We start from the raw sequence: 14,178 nt of genomic DNA on the forward strand, positions 1-14,178 counted from the left end.
TTCTATGATCTTTTTTACATTTAGTCGTTATAGCGTGCGGAGTTCGCGTGGGAGAGGTTCTTTTTCAAACCTTTCTGGCAAATGCCTTTTTTCCCGGCTTTTTCTGCACAGCACTTCTCTTTGCAGCCTTTTTTACATATCTTGCCCTTTACGTCTTTGCATTCAGGGCAAGGGCAGACTTTGCCTTCTTTGGCATAGGGGCAGGTCTGGGCCCCTTTATCCTTGCACGGGCACGCATGGGCGGCCTGCGGCGTAAACCCGGCGGTCAGGAGGAGCGCTGTAACGAGTAAAAGCAGTTTTTTCATGGTGGTGGTTTCCTTGTCTGTTGAGGTTAAAAATCAGGGTCGTTGTCGTTTGCCGCGTCAGGGCAGGGGTTGCGCGTGGCCGTAACGGGGTAGCCCGTAATCACGCGCTCATTCTTTTCATCTTTTACAATGCGGAGTTTCACCCGCCCGTAATTCTGTTCCGCGACGTAATAGCCGTTTCCTTCCTGTTTCCAGTTCAGATTGTCATTGACGGCGACATTCGCAATCGCGTTTATAATCATCTCCTCGTCCCAGTCTTCCGGAAACTCCGACTTGCAGGGTTTGCCCGCGCCATGCATGTGCCCTTCAAGGATATGCGCGCGTGCCTTGGGCGTTATCACCCATACGCGCCGCTCCCCCTTTTTCACGGGCATGGGATCATCAGGTTCTTCAGCGGGAGAAGAGGAAATAAAAGGAAGCTTGCCCGCGTCAAAATCATAGAGGCGGTCCAGCGAAATGCCTCCTGCCCCAAAGGCCAGACCAAGAAGAATAAGAAGAAGGCCGCGTTTAGGCTGTTGCAACATCAGGCGGCTTTCGAGCTGGCGTTTGGAACGGCCAGAGATTTTCCGGCGGATTTCAGGTCGGCAAAGGCTTCGTCCAGACGCGCAACCATGCCGAGTTCGCCAGCGCGAAGCCATTTGCGCGGGTCGTATTGTTTTTTGTAAGGCGTGCCGTCATCCGGATCGATCTGGTGTTTGAAGGCTTTGTCATTTTCTGCGACATATTTGCCAACAGGCGCGGCAAACGCAAACTGCGTATCCGTGTCGATATTCATTTTGAAAACGCCGTAGCCGAGCGCTTCTTCGATTTTGGCTTTTTCGGAACCGGAGCCGCCATGGAAGACCAGGTCGAGCGGATTGTTGTCCAGATTGTGGGTCCGGCTTACCAGAGCCTGCGAGTTTTTCAGGATTTCAGGCCGCAAATGGACGTTCCCGGGCTTGTAAACGCCGTGAACGTTTCCAAAGGAAGCCGCTAGCGAGAAATGCCCGATAGGGGCAAGGGCGTCATAGGCGCGCAGGCAGTCTTCCGGCTGGGTGTAGAGCTTGTCGTTGTCGATATCATCCGAGCCCACGCCGTCCTCTTCGCCGCCGGTGACGCCCAGTTCAATCTCGATGCTCATGCCCAGCGGCACCATGCGCTTGAGGATGCGCGCTGATTCGGAAAGGTTGTATTCAATGTCCTCGGCGGACAGATCAACCATGTGAGAGGTGTAAAGGGGAAAGCCCCGTTTTTCAAAGAACGCTTCGCCGTAGTCGATCAGGGCGTCAATCCACGGCAGGAGCTTTTTATCCGCGTGGTCGGTGTGGAGCGCAACGCAAATGCCGTAATGCTCGGCCAGGGCATGAACGTGCAGGGCGGCCGACACGGCCCCCAGCGTTTTGGCCTGAAAGCTGTCTTGCATACCAAGCCCCGCGTAAAACTGCGCGCCGCTATTGGAAAACTGGATAATGACGTCCGATTTGTTTTTGGCGGCGGCTTCCAGAATCGCGTTGACGGAATTCGTCCCGACGGCGTTCACGGCAGGCAGGGCGTATCCGCCGTCTTTACAGGCTTTTAAAAGGGTTTTGTAATCTTCCCCCCAGACCACTCCCGGCTTCAGGGCAGGTTTTGATTGCGCCATGTGATTTACTCTCTTTGTAAGTATCTGACGGGATGAAAAATACCAAAGGGGCGGGCGGGAATAAAGGGAAAGTTTGGAAGAATCGCAGGCGCTTTGCTTTTAAGGCCGGGGCCTCTTAATTATTGACATAATAAAATTATTCCTTTATAAATATAGCTGTTCTTCCGTAAGAGGCAAAGAAAATGGGCAGTAATTCGCAGAAAAAGGGTTCGTTGATTTCAGATGTCGATCTGGGGGAAGACTTTGTTGTCAGTGTAGAGGAGGGTAATCCATTTGAGGAGGAAGATCTTGTCTCTATGGGAAAATTGGCTGAAGACCTGCCGTTTTCAGTAATTTTAGAAATGTATGAGCTGTCTGGAGTTGACATCAAAACCTATTTTGCAGGGAGAGGGGCTGGGCCTGATGATCTTACAGGCCAGGATTTTACAGGCAGCGGTGATTGCTGGGACGGCGCGGACTTGCGTGGCACGGACTTAACCGGGTGTGTTTTCGGGCCGGACAACACACTCAACGGCACCCTGATGGAAGGGGCCAACCTGACGCGCGTTACAGGTCTTGCCGCGGAGATTCTGGCCTGCGCCTATATCGACGAGTCAACGATCCTGCCGGAAGGCATTGACCGCGCCGAAGTGGAGCGCCTGCATGCAGCCAAAGATATGCCGTCTCCGCCGCGCCGCAAAAGAGAAACAAGCACTGTCGTGCAGCCTGATCCGATGACGCAAAGATTGAACTAGAGCATTCTGCGATCAAGTCGAGCTACAACCCGTTTTGTCATCCTGAGCCGAAGGCGAAGGATCTCAAATTTTCCCGGAGATTCTTCGCTGCGCTCGGAAATGACAGGACAGAACCGGCCTTAAGCGACGAACATTCTAGGCGGCTGCAGCTTTTTTGCTGTAACCGACTTCGTGCATTTTGACGGCCGTGTCCATCATGCGGTTGGAAAATCCCCATTCATTGTCATACCAACTCATCACGCGCACAAGATTTCCGTTAACGACCTTGGTTTCGTTGACTGCAAAAACGGAAGAAAGCGGGTTGTGATTGAAATCGCCGGAGACCAGCGGCTCGTCATAGGTGCCGAGGACTCCCTTCAGGGGATCGCCCGCAGCGGACAGGATGGCCTTGTTGACTTCTTCAATGCTCGTGGGCCTTGAGGTGACGAATTTAAAATCAATAACGGAGACATTCGGGGTCGGCACGCGCATGGACACGCCGTCCAGTTTGCCGTTCAGTTCCGGCAGGACCTTGCCGACGGCCTTGGCCGCGCCGGTGGAGGTCGGGATCATGTTGCACGCCGCTGCGCGGGCCCGGTGCGGATCTTTATGCATCGTGTCCACAATGCGCTGGTCCCCCGTGTAGGAGTGGATGGTCGTCATGAACCCGCTTTCGATTCCGATCGCGTCGTTCAGGACCTTGGCCACAGGGGCAAGGCAGTTCGTGGTGCAGGAGGCGTTGGACACGATTTCATGTTCGGCCTTCAGGTCATTTGAATTGACGCCGTACACGACCGTAAGGTCTTCGTCGCTTGCGGGTGCGGAAATCAACACTTTCTTTGCGCCGGCTTCCAGATGCATCGCCGCCTTGTCGCGGGCGGTGAAAAGGCCGGTGCATTCGAACACGATATCAATGTTCATTTGTTTCCACGGCAGGTTTGCGGGGTCGCGTTCCTGCACGACTTCTACATTTTTACCGTCGATAATGAGTGTGTCTTCGTCCACCCTTTCGACGCTGAAAGGGAAGCGGCCATGAACGGAGTCGTACTTAAGCAGGAGCTTGTTCGTCTCCAGCGGGGCCAGGTCGTTAATGGCCACCAGTTCGATATCCGTGCGGCCTGATTCAAATAAAGCGCGGCAGACATTCCGTCCGATGCGTCCAAATCCGTTAATGGCTATTTTGACTGTCATTTTCGTACTCCTCTTTTTTAATTGTTTAATTTCTTTTCCACCGCCTCGACGATGGCATCCGTCGTAATTCCAAAATGTTTGAAAAGCGCGTCCGCCGGCGCGGATTCCCCAAAGCCTTTCATGCCGATGAAAATACCGTGCGGGCCGATGAAGCTGTCCCATCCTTGGCGGATTCCGGCTTCGACAGCGACTTTGACGGAAGCGTTGCAGGTGATTTCCCCAATATATTCGCCGTCCTGTTCCCAGAAAATATCCATGCAGGGCACGGACACGACGCGCGCACCGGGCCCCAGTCTTTCCGCCGCCTCCATCGCAAGGTGAACCTCGGAACCGGAGGCGAAGATCGTCACCTCCGGTGTTTCCCCTTCGCAATCTTCCAGAATATAGGCGCCGAGGGAGGATTTGTTCACCGGGTCGTCTTCCCGCAGGGTTGGCAGGCCCTGACGCGTGAGCGCCAGAATGGAGGGCGCCGTTTCCTTTTTAATGGCCAGTTCCCAGCATTCGGCCGTTTCAACGCCGTCGCACGGGCGGAACACATAGGTGTTGGGAATGGCGCGCAAAGAAGCCAGATGCTCGACCGGCTGGTGCGTTGGGCCGTCTTCGCCCAGGCCGATGGAATCGTGCGTCATAACGTGAATGACGCGCTGTTTCATCAGGGCGGCCAGACGGATGGCGGGGCGGGCATAATCTGCAAATTGCAGGAACGTCCCGGCGTAAGGAATAAACCCGCCATGGAGCGCAAGGCCGTTCATGATGGCGGCCATGCCGTGTTCCCGTACGCCATAGTTGATATAGTTTCCGCCGTAATCTTTGTCGTCCACAAATTTGGAAGCGCCGACCTTGGTGTTGTTGGAGCCTGTGAGGTCCGCCGACCCGCCAATGAGCGAGTCAATTTTCGGCACGAGCTTTTCGAGGCACATGCCGGAGGTCTGGCGCGTCGCTTTTTTCGGCTTTTCTTCCGCGAAAGTTTTTTTGAGGCTTTCAACGACCTTGTCGAGGGCGGAAAGATCAATCTCGGGTCCGGACGTTTCCCCGCCGCTATCGACGCCGACACTGCGCCACATGGCGAGGATGTCTTCGGGAATTTCAAAAGGGGGGTAAGGCCAGCCGAGGTTTTTACGCGCGCCGGCGATTTCTTCTTCGCCCAGCGGGGCGCCATGGGCGGAAGAGCTGTCCTGTTTCGTGGGCGCGCCGAACCCGATATGCGTGCGGCAACAAATCAGGGAAGGGGTGCCGGTTTCCTTGGCCGTTTCAATGGCGGATTCAATTTCATCATAGTTGTGTCCGTCGATGCTCTGCACATCCCAGCCGTAAGCTTCGTAGCGCTTTGGCACATCTTCGGTAAAAGACAGGTCCGTGCTGCCGTCGATCGTGATGCTGTTTTGATCGTACAGGACAATCAGTTTGGACAGGTTCATATGCCCGGCGAAGGAGGAGGCTTCGTGGCTGATTCCTTCCATAAGGTCGCCGTCGCCCGCAAACACATAGGTATAGTGGTCGACCAGATCATCCCCGTAACGCTCGTTCAGGATACGCTCCGCCAGCGCAAATCCGGGGGCGGAAGAAATGCCCTGCCCCAGGGGGCCTGTCGTCATTTCAATAGCGGCATCGACGTCATATTCTGGATGTCCGGCCGTAACGGCGCCCATCTGGCGAAAATTTTTGATTTCCTCCAGTGTCATTTTCTCATAGCCCGTCAGGTAGCCAAGCGCATAAAGCAGCATGGAGCCGTGCCCGCCGGACAGAATAAAACGGTCCCGGTTGGGCCAGCGTGGATTTTTAGGATCGAATTTTAAAAATTTTGAAAACAGGACGGTGGCAACATCGGCCATGCCCATCGGCATGCCGGGGTGTCCTGAATTCGCTTTTTGCACGGCGTCCATGGCGAGCGCCCGAATGGCATTCGCCATGTTTTTGAAATCGAGATTTTGCGCCTGTCTTTCGGCGGCTTTTTCTACCGGATATCCCATGCTTGCCCCTAACGTGCTTGAACTGTGAAAATTATTCGTACAATGCCGTTCCACGGGCTTCCGGTCAACTGTAAGGCCACTGAAAAAATAAAAAATTGTACAAAATAAAAGCTCTTCTCTTGACCATTGCGCGGCGAGGGTCATAATGGGGCCGTTTTCAAACCAACCTTAACAGGAAAGGCCGTCTTCGTGAGTGCTGCAATCAAAACTTCACTTCTTGGGTTAAATGACTCTCTTGAAAAACTTGAGGCCGCCGTGGAAAAAGCCATGAAGCAGCCGAAATTGCCGCAGGACGACCTGTTCGGGGCGGTTTCGAACGGCAATCGTCAGGGCGGCGGCGACGTAAAGCTCTTCGCCAGGAGACTCGACAGCGCCATTGATAAAGTCGAAAAGCTTCTGAAAGAGAGCCGCGCGTAAACGTAGATAGAGCCAGCAGTAAAGGGGTAAGATTATGTCTGAAGTCAATGTAACCATAAATGGCCGTGTCTATGGCATCGCCTGTGATGAAGGGCAGCAGCAGCGTGTGCTTGATCTGGCAAAATACGTGGATGCGCGTCTGAGGGAAATCGCCCAGGCCGGCGCGGCGTCCAACGAGGCGCATTTGCTGGTTTTGACTTCCATTATCATGGCAGACGAGGTTTTTGATCTCAAAGAGGGGCGCGATTCAAACCGCAGGTCGTCGGAGCCTCTCGGCGTGCGCATGAGCGAAGAAGATGAAACCGCCATTGTCGGGGCCATTGACCGGTTGGCCGGCCGCATTGATTCCATTGCCGGGAATATCCAAAAACTGTAGAATAAACATTAGCTGCGGGGTTCGTGATACAGCTTTATCCCAGAGGCCTATGCGTTTCGCATACGGGAACTGCCTCTGTCCAGGCCGTGGTCTGGTTATTGTGGTGCCCACCTGGTTTACCGGGCTTCATGCGGATATTTGATTTGTACACGGCCTTCGCGGCGCCTTTTTTAAAATGTGCAACGCATCGTTTTTCTAACACGAAGCACACGAAAATTTCACGAAGAGCACAAAGAAACAAAAAGTGTTCTCTGCGCGCAAAAAATGTCTTCGTGTACTTTTCTATGAACTTTTTTAACTTCGTGTTAAAAAAAGAAGTGACTGAAAATAAAGAGACATTACGCCAGCAAGCAAGAGCGCATCTGGAGCATTTGCCGCCGGATCTTGCCGCGCCGGAAGAAGCGGCCGCACGTTTTTTCGAAGTCCTTAAACCCCGGCAGGGGCAGGTTGTGGCCGGATACTGGCCCAAGGGCAAAGAGTTTGATGTGCGCTATATCCTCGACGATCTTTTGAAAGAGGGCGTGACCTGCGCTCTTCCGGTCGTTCAAAAAGACAGCCTTGTTCTTGGCTTCCACAAATGGGATGAAGATGTGCCTCTGGAAAAGGGGGCGTTTGGGATTATGGAGCCGCAAGGTTCCGTGCCTGTTGATCCGGATATTGTCCTTGTGCCTCTTATGGCGTTTGACCGCCGCGGGTACAGGCTGGGGCATGGCGGAGGGTATTACGATGCGACGCTGGCGGCATTGCGGGCGCAAAAAGATATTCTGGCCGCGGGGGTTGGCTATTCCGAGCAAGCCGTGCTATTTCCTTTGCCGGTAGAGGAGCACGACCAGCGGCTTGATCTGATTGTAACGCCCGGGGCGGTTCACGATTTTAGAAAGTAAACAATGCGGATTTTATTCATTGGGGACATTATGGGGCGGTCGGGCCGGGAGGCGCTGGCAAAGAACCTGCCCGGTCTCAAGACGAAATTATCGCCCGACGTTATCATTGTGAATGGCGAGAATGCGGCGCACGGACTCGGGATTACCGGCAAAATCTGTGAAGAGTTTTACGATCTCGGCGTGGATTGCATTACTACAGGCAATCATGTCTGGGATCAGCGCGAAATTATTCCCTATATAAAAAACGACCCTAAATTGCTCCGGCCGATCAACTTTCCGGACGAGGCCGCCGGGCGGGGGCTTTGTGTCCTGAGTTTGCAGACGGGCGAAAAAATTGCCGTGATCAATGTCATGGCCCGCCTCTTTATGGACCCGCTGGACGACCCTTTCCGGACGGTAGACAAGGCATTGGAATCCTTAAAGCTGGGGCAGAATGTCCAGGCCGTTTTTGTCGATTTTCACGGGGAGGCCACCTCCGAGAAAATGGCGTTTGCGCATTATTTCGACGGGCGTGTGTCGGCCGTTGTGGGGACCCACACCCATGTTCCGACGGCGGATTGTCAGATATTTTCGGGCGGGACGGCGTACCAGAGCGATGCGGGGATGAGCGGCGATTATAATAGTGTGATCGGAATGCGGACGGAAATTTCCCTTCAGCGTTTTCTGAAGAAAAAACCACCGGAACGCATGGTGCCGGCAGATGGCGAAGGGACGCTTTGCGGCTGCCTGATTGAGACAAGCGATCAAACGGGGCTGGCGGTTTCTATTGCGCCGGTGCGATCTGGCGGGCGCCTCCAGCCGGCGTGTCCTGAAAGATAAGATCAATTTCAGACGAAACGGTGGTTTCGATTTTCTTGAAATGCTCCTGGCAGGCTTTGGTAAAGATCCTTTCAAGATAGCTATAAGGAAGCCCGTCGCCCTCGTTGGAATAGAAGGAGGTCTTGATTGAGGCGCTAAAGGCGGCCATGACGGATAAGGTGACTTTGTCCAGCGCGGAGGAGGCGGTGACAAATTCAAGAAGTTTACAGGCCAGATCATGCGTTTGTTTTTTTCCGCAGTACCCGCTGTTGGATTTAAGGTCCAGCGCAAGAAATTTCATTTCTCCAAGGATATGTTCGCCGTCTTCTTTTTTGAAGGCCACTGTTTTGTCCAGCAAAGCCTCTATACGGTCAATATTTTTTTGGGCGCAAAGGTCAAAGCGGTCCCTGCTGGTTTGCAGAAGTGTTCTTGCTTTTTCAATATCCATTTTATGGATTCCGCCATATCCCGCTTTTCTTTTAAGCCGGTTGGAAGAGGGGACAATCTCGACATGTTGGGCAGGATGGCTAGCCATAGTTAAAGATTCCCTCCGTATCGGTGGAGCGTCTTGCCGGGCAATGCTCCATGTCGGCGGTATTCTTTTTCCTGCGCCTGTCCGGTCCCCTGAAGTGAGGGGCCTGAACAAAAGGACGGGGTCTTTCGATAAGGCATGTCAGATGTTTCGCCAAAGCTTCAATCGAAAAAGGCTTCGCCAGAAATTCCGTGACGCCTGCTTCGCGGGCGTCCTCGATCATGGACATGTTTGTTTGCCCGGTCATCAGGATAATCGGAACGTCCGAATATTTATAAAGGGGAAGGTTCCGTATCTTTTTGGTCATCTCCAGACCGTCCATGCCGGGCATCATCCAGTCTGAAATGATAATGTCCGGGTTTTTTTCCCGATAAAGTTTTAATCCTGTCTGGCCGTCCGCGGCATGGAAAACCTCTCCAATCCCGAACGTTTTCAAAATGGATATAATCAGTTCGCGCATAGGGTCGTTATCTTCAACAGCTAAAACCGAAATTTTGTGAAAAAAATAAGACATAGTTAATATTTATCTTAGTTTCGCGAATCTGCCCTGTTTATATACAGAAGCCGGACTTTTTCACAAAGAAGATAAATTCTCCTTTCCTGCGGGGTGTGAAACAATCTAAATAATGCACGGTTAACTGACTTTCATTATCTCATAAGCATCATTTTGTTTGCAAAAAAGGGTTGGAATTGTGCGTTGCACCTTTGCATATCTGCGGGGTTTGTTTATGATTCTGCCACGGTTTTAATATAAGGATTCGGCACTATGGCAGGTCATTCAAAATGGGCGAATATTCAGCACCGAAAAGGCAAGCAGGATAAGCTGCGGGCCAAAGCCTTTACCAAGGTGGGGCGGGAGATTATCGTGGCTTCCAAGCTGGGCGGAGGGGACCCGGATATGAACCCGCGGCTGCGGCTGGCGATTCAAAAGGCCAAGGCTGTGAATATGCCCAATGACCGGATTAAAAAAGCCATTCAGACCGGGGCGGGCGGTGCGGATACCGCCAATTACGAAGAAGTCCGCTATGAGGGGTACGGCCCGGCGGGCGTGGCGATCATTGTCGATGCGCTTACCGATAACAGGAACAGGACCTTTGCGCAGGTGCGCACGGCCTTTTCCAAATTTGGCGGAACATTGGGGGAAACCGGCTCTGTGGGGTTTATGTTCGACCGTGTGGGCCAGATTATTTATCCTGCGGACAAGGCGGATGCGGACGCGATGTTCGAGGCCGCTGTGGAGGCGGGCGCGGAAAACTGCGAAAGCGGGGAGGATATCCACGATATCCAGACGGCGCAGGAAGACTTGGCCGCCGTACGGGACGCTTTGGAGGAAAAATTCGGGGAGGCCGAAAAAGCCGATCTGACATGGCAACCCAACACGATGAACGAACTGAACGAAGACCAGGCCGCCACCCTGATGAATCTGATAGAGGCGCTGGAAGACGATGACGATGTCCAGACGGTGACAACCAATATGGACGTCGATGACGCCATTCTTGAAAAACTCATGGCAGAATGAGGGATTGGGCTGTTATTTGTTCACGTTTTGTGCTTATATATGACCTATGAGGATTTTAGGCATAGATCCGGGGCTGGTAAAGACGGGGTGGGGGGTTGTCGATTTCACGGGCAATCGGCTGTCTTATGTGGCTTGCGGCCTGATCAGGACCGATTCTGCCGATGATCTTCCGCAGCGGCTGAAAACGATTGATGATAAAATGAGCGAAGTTGTGGAACGCTGGGAGCCCGATATGGCTGCGATTGAGGAGACTTTTGTGAATAAAAACCCCGCTTCGGCCCTAAAACTTGGCGTTGCGCGGGGCGTGGCGATGGTGGTGCCGGCCAGGATGGGACTGCCGGTGGCCGAATATCCGGCCAATCTTGTGAAAAAGTCTGTGGTCGGGGCCGGAAAGGCCGGAAAAAATCAGGTGGGGACGATGATTAAAATTCTGTTGCCCGCCAGCGGCGAGATGGGAGAGGACGAGGCCGATGCGCTGGCTGTGGCGATTTGCCATGCGCATCATGCGTCTTCTTTCGGCAAATTCGGCGGAAAACTTGCGGGGGCGGCGAGATGATCGGCAAGCTTTCAGGCGTTTTGGACAGCGCGGCGGACGGGCAGCTTATCCTCGATGTCGGCGGGGTCGGGTATCTGGTTTCCTGCAGTCCGCGCACGCTCTCGCGTTGCGGTCAGAAGGGGGACCCGCTTTCCCTGTATATTGATACCCATATGCGCGAAGAGTCCCTGACGCTTTTCGGTTTTCTAGACCAGAAGGAGCAACATTGGTTCCGTCTTCTCTATAGCGTTCAGGGCGTAGGCCCGAAAGCGGCGATGGCGATTCTGGGCGTTTGCCCGCCGGAGCAGATCGGCTTTGCCATCGCATCCGGCGACAAGGCGGCGATCACGCAGGCGCCGGGCGTGGGGCCGAAACTGGCGGCGCGTATTGTAACCGAGCTGAAAGACAAGGCCGCCAAGATAGATATTGCGCCGGGGCGGGCGGCTGTAACGGCAGGCGTTTTTGGCGCGCAGGAGCAGGAATCAGGGATAGACCATGATGCGGTCTCGGCGCTTGTAAATCTGGGGTATGCGCGCTCGGAATCTTTCCGGGCCGTTTTGCAGGCCAAGGAAAAAGCGCCCGAAAAATCCGTGAATGATAATTTGCAGCATTTGATTAAACTGGCGCTGAAAGAGCTAAGCCTATGAACAATCCCGCGTTGCAATCCCGCGAACAACAGGCAGGGGAAAAAAGCCTCGAAAATTCGCTGCGTCCCTTAAGGCTGGAAGAGTTTGTCGGGCAGGAATCCTTGCGGGAAAACCTGAAAGTTTTTATTCAGGCGGCCGGCAAGCGCGGCGATGCGATCGACCATGTTCTTTTCTTTGGTCCGCCGGGTCTGGGCAAAACCACACTGGCGCAGATTGTGGCCAGGGAAATGGGGGTAGGGTTTCGGGCCACGTCCGGCCCGATCATCAGCAAGGCCGGCGATCTGGCGGCGATCCTGACCAATCTGGAGCCGCACGATGTTTTGTTTATTGACGAAATCCACCGCCTGAATGCGTCCGTGGAGGAAATTCTGTATCCCGCGATGGAAGACCGGAAACTGGATCTGATTATCGGGGAAGGCCCGGCGGCACGCTCCGTCCAGATTGATTTGCCGCCTTTTACCCTGATCGGGGCGACTACGCGCAGCGGGCTTCTCGGTGGTCCCTTGCGCGACCGTTTTGGCATCCCCTTGCGGCTGGAATTTTATACGGATCAGGAGCTGTCCCGCATTGTGGCGCGCTCTGCCGCGCTTTTGGATATGGATATAAGCGCGGACGGCGCGCTTGAAATTGCGCGGCGCTCCCGCGGCACGCCGCGTATTGCAGGGCGCCTGACCCGGCGCGTGCGGGACTTTGCCGCTGTGGAAGGCAGTGGGAAAGTCGATGCAAAAATCGCAGATTCGGCGCTGCGGAAACTCGATGTGGACGGAAACGGGCTGGACGGTATGGACCGGCGTTATCTGACCTGTATCATTGAAAATTACGGGGGTGGCCCTGTGGGTGTGGAAACGATCGCGGCTGTCTTATCCGAGGAGCGCGATGTGATCGAAGATGTGATCGAGCCTTATTTGATGCAGCAGGGGCTAGTGCAACGCACCCCGCGCGGGCGGGTCATTTCCAAAAAAGGATATAAATATTTTGGACTTTCCCCCAAGACGGACGATACGCCGGAGCTGTTTGAAGAATGAAACATAACTGTGATTTCCGGGTCTATTACGAAGATACCGATGCGGGCGGGATCATGTATCACGCCAGCTTTATCCGCTTTTGCGAACGGGGGCGGACGGAGTTCCTGCGCAATCTGGGGTTAAGCTGTTCTTCCTTAAGCGAAGAGGACGGTCTTTTGTTTGTGATCCGGCATCTGGAGGCGGATTATTTCAAATCTGCGAATCTGGACGATCTTTTGCGGGTTGAAAGCCGCATAAAAACGTTGAAAAATACGTCCTTTGTCATGGAACAGTCTATTTTTTGCCAGGATTCTATGCTCTTTTCGATGACGGTGACGGTTGTTTGCGTGGATAAGACATCAAAACCCGTTCGTATTCCCGAAAAAGTACGGGAGAAATTTGAAGCCTATCAGGAGTAAATAAACATGGACGAAACATCCAGAGCCGTTGACGCAAGCGCAGTCGGGGAGTCTTTTTCCGGCGATTTGAGTATGATCGGCCTGTTCATGCAGGCGGATCTTATTGTGAAGATCGTTATGATGATTCTCATCTTTTCGTCCGTGTGGTGCTGGGCCATTATTTTTGAAAAACGCGCGACGCTTGGAAAGCTTAATCGCCGTGCCAACAAGTTTGAAGACGCGTTCTGGTCGGGGGAGCCTTTGGACAAGCTCTACCAGCGTATAAAAAAAGGGCCGCAGGACCCGCTTCTCAAAACATTTTCTTCGGGAATGGAAGAGTGGCAAAATACGGTGGCGGGCGGCATTCCGGGAAAGGAAAGCATGCAGGCCTCCTTGCGTCAGCGGGTCGAGCGCGCGATGAGCAATATGATCAACAATGAAATGAACCGGCTGGAACGGGGGATGACGTTTCTGGCGACGGTCGGTTCCACGGCGCCTTTTATCGGCCTGTTTGGTACGGTCTGGGGGATTATGAATTCTTTTACGGCGATTGCGCAGACGAACAATACCTCTCTGGCTGTGGTGGCGCCGGGGATTGCAGAGGCCTTGTTCGCCACGGCTCTGGGGCTTGTGGCGGCCATTCCGGCCGTAGTGGCCTATAACGGTTTCAGTTCACAGCTCGGACGCTACGCTGGACGGCTGGACGGGTTTGTCTCCGAGTTTTCCGCAATTTTATCGCGGCATCTGGAATCGCAGGAAGGAAAGGGGCAAGGGCAGGACTCGAAAAAACAGGGACGCTATGGGACTTAGAATAGATTTTTCTTCCGGCTCCCGGCGCAGCGGGCGCGCCTCGCACCGCCCCATGTCGGAGATCAATGTTACGCCGCTTGTGGATGTGATGCTGGTGTTGCTGATTGTATTTATGATTGCCGCGCCGCTTTTAACCACGGGCGTCCCGATCGATCTGCCTGATTCCGGTGCCAAAGCGCTGTCCGAGGAAGACAATAAGCCGCTGGAAGTGTCTATTTCCAAAGACGCGCTGTATGTCGGGGAAACGGAAGTCAAGCGGGCGCGGCTGATAAAATTGCTCACTTCCATGACCCAGAACAATCCGGACCGCCGAATCTATATCCGCGCGGATAAGGGACTCGATTACGGGGAGGTTATGGATATTTTGGGGGCTATCAACGGGGCAGGCTTTCGAAAAGTGGCCCTTGTGTCTAATTCTTCCTCCGGTTCGACCTCAAAAAGGCCATAAAGTTCGGTAG

At 53.8% G+C, this 14,178-nt stretch carries 19 protein-coding genes and 1 other RNA gene; 13 read left to right on the forward strand and 7 right to left on the reverse strand.

The features are described 5' to 3' along the window. Positions 1-20: 20 nt before the first annotated feature. From H6853_06625 to fbaA, 3 genes are read right to left on the reverse strand one after another with little or no spacing between them, the layout of a single operon-like run. Positions 21-305 carry a hypothetical protein gene (locus H6853_06625; protein USO03202.1) on the reverse strand — a complete coding sequence of 95 codons (285 nt, stop codon included), beginning with the start codon at positions 303-305 and terminating at the stop codon, positions 21-23. A 26-nt stretch (positions 306-331) separates the two neighbouring features. After that, positions 332-829, reverse strand: a complete 498-nt coding sequence (locus tag H6853_06630; protein USO03203.1) for an EndoU domain-containing protein — start codon at positions 827-829, stop codon at positions 332-334. Next, positions 829-1,926 (reverse strand): class II fructose-bisphosphate aldolase, encoded by a 1,098-nt coding sequence (gene fbaA / locus H6853_06635; GenBank protein USO03204.1) that lies wholly within the window; start codon positions 1,924-1,926, stop codon positions 829-831. Before fbaA ends, H6853_06630 begins: the two co-directional genes overlap by 1 nt. Before the next feature lie 182 nt (positions 1,927-2,108). Here fbaA and H6853_06640 point away from each other — a divergent pair, with 182 nt between their 5' ends. Then, positions 2,109-2,660 (forward strand): pentapeptide repeat-containing protein, encoded by a 552-nt coding sequence (locus tag H6853_06640; protein ID USO03205.1) that lies wholly within the window; start codon positions 2,109-2,111, stop codon positions 2,658-2,660. Positions 2,661-2,795: 135 nt separating this feature from the next. Here H6853_06640 and gap read toward each other — a convergent pair whose 3' ends face one another. Beyond that, positions 2,796-3,830 (reverse strand): type I glyceraldehyde-3-phosphate dehydrogenase, encoded by a 1,035-nt coding sequence (gap, locus tag H6853_06645; GenBank protein USO03206.1) that lies wholly within the window; start codon positions 3,828-3,830, stop codon positions 2,796-2,798. 17 nt (positions 3,831-3,847) lie between these two features. Next, positions 3,848-5,800 carry a transketolase gene (gene tkt / locus H6853_06650; GenBank protein ID USO03207.1) on the reverse strand — a complete coding sequence of 651 codons (1,953 nt, stop codon included), beginning with the start codon at positions 5,798-5,800 and terminating at the stop codon, positions 3,848-3,850. A gap of 189 nt (positions 5,801-5,989) precedes the next feature. Between tkt and H6853_06655 the strand changes: the two genes are divergently transcribed. The 5 genes from H6853_06655 to H6853_06675 all read left to right on the forward strand — a co-directional run bounded on the left by H6853_06655 (position 5,990) and on the right by H6853_06675 (position 8,296). Next, entirely contained in the window at positions 5,990-6,217 is a 228-nt protein-coding gene (locus H6853_06655) for a hypothetical protein (protein USO03208.1), read from the forward strand. 34 nt (positions 6,218-6,251) lie between these two features. Beyond that, positions 6,252-6,593 carry a cell division protein ZapA gene (locus H6853_06660; protein USO03209.1) on the forward strand — a complete coding sequence of 114 codons (342 nt, stop codon included), beginning with the start codon at positions 6,252-6,254 and terminating at the stop codon, positions 6,591-6,593. A gap of 6 nt (positions 6,594-6,599) precedes the next feature. Beyond that, a non-coding RNA gene (gene ssrS, locus H6853_06665) (6S RNA) lies at positions 6,600-6,762 on the forward strand. Positions 6,763-6,877: 115 nt separating this feature from the next. Continuing rightward, positions 6,878-7,477: a 5-formyltetrahydrofolate cyclo-ligase gene (locus tag H6853_06670; protein ID USO03210.1), complete on the forward strand. Its 600-nt coding sequence runs from the start codon at positions 6,878-6,880 to the stop codon at positions 7,475-7,477. A 3-nt stretch (positions 7,478-7,480) separates the two neighbouring features. Continuing rightward, entirely contained in the window at positions 7,481-8,296 is an 816-nt protein-coding gene (locus H6853_06675; GenBank protein ID USO03211.1) for a TIGR00282 family metallophosphoesterase, read from the forward strand. On the opposite strand, the gene H6853_06680 is transcribed toward H6853_06675, so the two are convergent. After that, complete coding sequence (locus tag H6853_06680) at positions 8,241-8,810, reverse strand: hypothetical protein (GenBank protein ID USO03212.1); 570 nt, start codon at positions 8,808-8,810, stop codon at positions 8,241-8,243. The two genes, H6853_06675 and H6853_06680, sit on opposite strands and share 56 nt — an antisense overlap. Further along, positions 8,803-9,321, reverse strand: a complete 519-nt coding sequence (locus tag H6853_06685) for a response regulator (GenBank protein ID USO03213.1) — start codon at positions 9,319-9,321, stop codon at positions 8,803-8,805. Before H6853_06685 ends, H6853_06680 begins: the two co-directional genes overlap by 8 nt. A gap of 252 nt (positions 9,322-9,573) precedes the next feature. Between H6853_06685 and H6853_06690 the strand changes: the two genes are divergently transcribed. From H6853_06690 to tolR, 7 genes are read left to right on the forward strand one after another with little or no spacing between them, the layout of a single operon-like run. Further along, positions 9,574-10,326 (forward strand): YebC/PmpR family DNA-binding transcriptional regulator, encoded by a 753-nt coding sequence (locus H6853_06690; protein ID USO03214.1) that lies wholly within the window; start codon positions 9,574-9,576, stop codon positions 10,324-10,326. 46 nt (positions 10,327-10,372) lie between these two features. Beyond that, positions 10,373-10,882 (forward strand): crossover junction endodeoxyribonuclease RuvC, encoded by a 510-nt coding sequence (gene ruvC, locus H6853_06695; protein ID USO03215.1) that lies wholly within the window; start codon positions 10,373-10,375, stop codon positions 10,880-10,882. Further along, positions 10,879-11,508, forward strand: coding sequence for a Holliday junction branch migration protein RuvA (gene ruvA / locus H6853_06700; protein ID USO03216.1), 630 nt, complete (start codon positions 10,879-10,881; stop codon positions 11,506-11,508). Before ruvC ends, ruvA begins: the two co-directional genes overlap by 4 nt. Continuing rightward, the gene (gene ruvB / locus H6853_06705; protein ID USO03217.1) at positions 11,505-12,533 is read left to right on the forward strand and encodes a Holliday junction branch migration DNA helicase RuvB; all 1,029 of its coding nucleotides are present in this window, start codon (positions 11,505-11,507) and stop codon (positions 12,531-12,533) included. Before ruvA ends, ruvB begins: the two co-directional genes overlap by 4 nt. Continuing rightward, a complete protein-coding gene (ybgC, locus tag H6853_06710) occupies positions 12,530-12,931 on the forward strand; it encodes a tol-pal system-associated acyl-CoA thioesterase (GenBank protein ID USO03218.1) in 402 nt (133 codons plus the stop codon). The genes ruvB and ybgC overlap by 4 nt, the downstream gene beginning before the upstream one ends. Before the next feature lie 6 nt (positions 12,932-12,937). After that, positions 12,938-13,720: a protein TolQ gene (gene tolQ, locus H6853_06715; protein USO03219.1), complete on the forward strand. Its 783-nt coding sequence runs from the start codon at positions 12,938-12,940 to the stop codon at positions 13,718-13,720. After that, complete coding sequence (gene tolR, locus H6853_06720) at positions 13,710-14,168, forward strand: protein TolR (protein ID USO03220.1); 459 nt, start codon at positions 13,710-13,712, stop codon at positions 14,166-14,168. Before tolQ ends, tolR begins: the two co-directional genes overlap by 11 nt. The last annotated feature ends 10 nt before the right edge of the window (positions 14,169-14,178 follow it).

It is taken from the genome of Rhodospirillales bacterium (assembly GCA_023898765.1).
Taxonomy (GTDB): domain Bacteria; phylum Pseudomonadota; class Alphaproteobacteria; order Micavibrionales; family Micavibrionaceae.

What these genes read in the sequence shown, in the direction of transcription:
- H6853_06675 (USO03211.1), top strand. Translation starts at nt 7,481, where the DNA reads ATGCGGATTTTATTCATTGGGGACATTATGGGGCGGTCGGGCCGGGAG.
- tkt (USO03207.1), bottom strand. Translation starts at nt 5,800, where the DNA reads ATGGGATATCCGGTAGAAAAAGCCGCCGAAAGACAGGCGCAAAATCTC.
- ybgC (USO03218.1), top strand. Translation starts at nt 12,530, where the DNA reads ATGAAACATAACTGTGATTTCCGGGTCTATTACGAAGATACCGATGCG.
- H6853_06625 (USO03202.1), bottom strand. Translation starts at nt 305, where the DNA reads ATGAAAAAACTGCTTTTACTCGTTACAGCGCTCCTCCTGACCGCCGGG.
- tolQ (USO03219.1), top strand. Translation starts at nt 12,938, where the DNA reads ATGGACGAAACATCCAGAGCCGTTGACGCAAGCGCAGTCGGGGAGTCT.
- gap (USO03206.1), bottom strand. Translation starts at nt 3,830, where the DNA reads ATGACAGTCAAAATAGCCATTAACGGATTTGGACGCATCGGACGGAAT.
- H6853_06685 (USO03213.1), bottom strand. Translation starts at nt 9,321, where the DNA reads ATGTCTTATTTTTTTCACAAAATTTCGGTTTTAGCTGTTGAAGATAAC.
- tolR (USO03220.1), top strand. Translation starts at nt 13,710, where the DNA reads ATGGGACTTAGAATAGATTTTTCTTCCGGCTCCCGGCGCAGCGGGCGC.
- ruvC (USO03215.1), top strand. Translation starts at nt 10,373, where the DNA reads ATGAGGATTTTAGGCATAGATCCGGGGCTGGTAAAGACGGGGTGGGGG.
- H6853_06690 (USO03214.1), top strand. Translation starts at nt 9,574, where the DNA reads ATGGCAGGTCATTCAAAATGGGCGAATATTCAGCACCGAAAAGGCAAG.
- ruvB (USO03217.1), top strand. Translation starts at nt 11,505, where the DNA reads ATGAACAATCCCGCGTTGCAATCCCGCGAACAACAGGCAGGGGAAAAA.
- H6853_06640 (USO03205.1), top strand. Translation starts at nt 2,109, where the DNA reads ATGGGCAGTAATTCGCAGAAAAAGGGTTCGTTGATTTCAGATGTCGAT.
- H6853_06680 (USO03212.1), bottom strand. Translation starts at nt 8,810, where the DNA reads ATGGCTAGCCATCCTGCCCAACATGTCGAGATTGTCCCCTCTTCCAAC.
- H6853_06630 (USO03203.1), bottom strand. Translation starts at nt 829, where the DNA reads ATGTTGCAACAGCCTAAACGCGGCCTTCTTCTTATTCTTCTTGGTCTG.
- H6853_06660 (USO03209.1), top strand. Translation starts at nt 6,252, where the DNA reads ATGTCTGAAGTCAATGTAACCATAAATGGCCGTGTCTATGGCATCGCC.
- fbaA (USO03204.1), bottom strand. Translation starts at nt 1,926, where the DNA reads ATGGCGCAATCAAAACCTGCCCTGAAGCCGGGAGTGGTCTGGGGGGAA.
- H6853_06670 (USO03210.1), top strand. Translation starts at nt 6,878, where the DNA reads ATGAACTTTTTTAACTTCGTGTTAAAAAAAGAAGTGACTGAAAATAAA.
- ruvA (USO03216.1), top strand. Translation starts at nt 10,879, where the DNA reads ATGATCGGCAAGCTTTCAGGCGTTTTGGACAGCGCGGCGGACGGGCAG.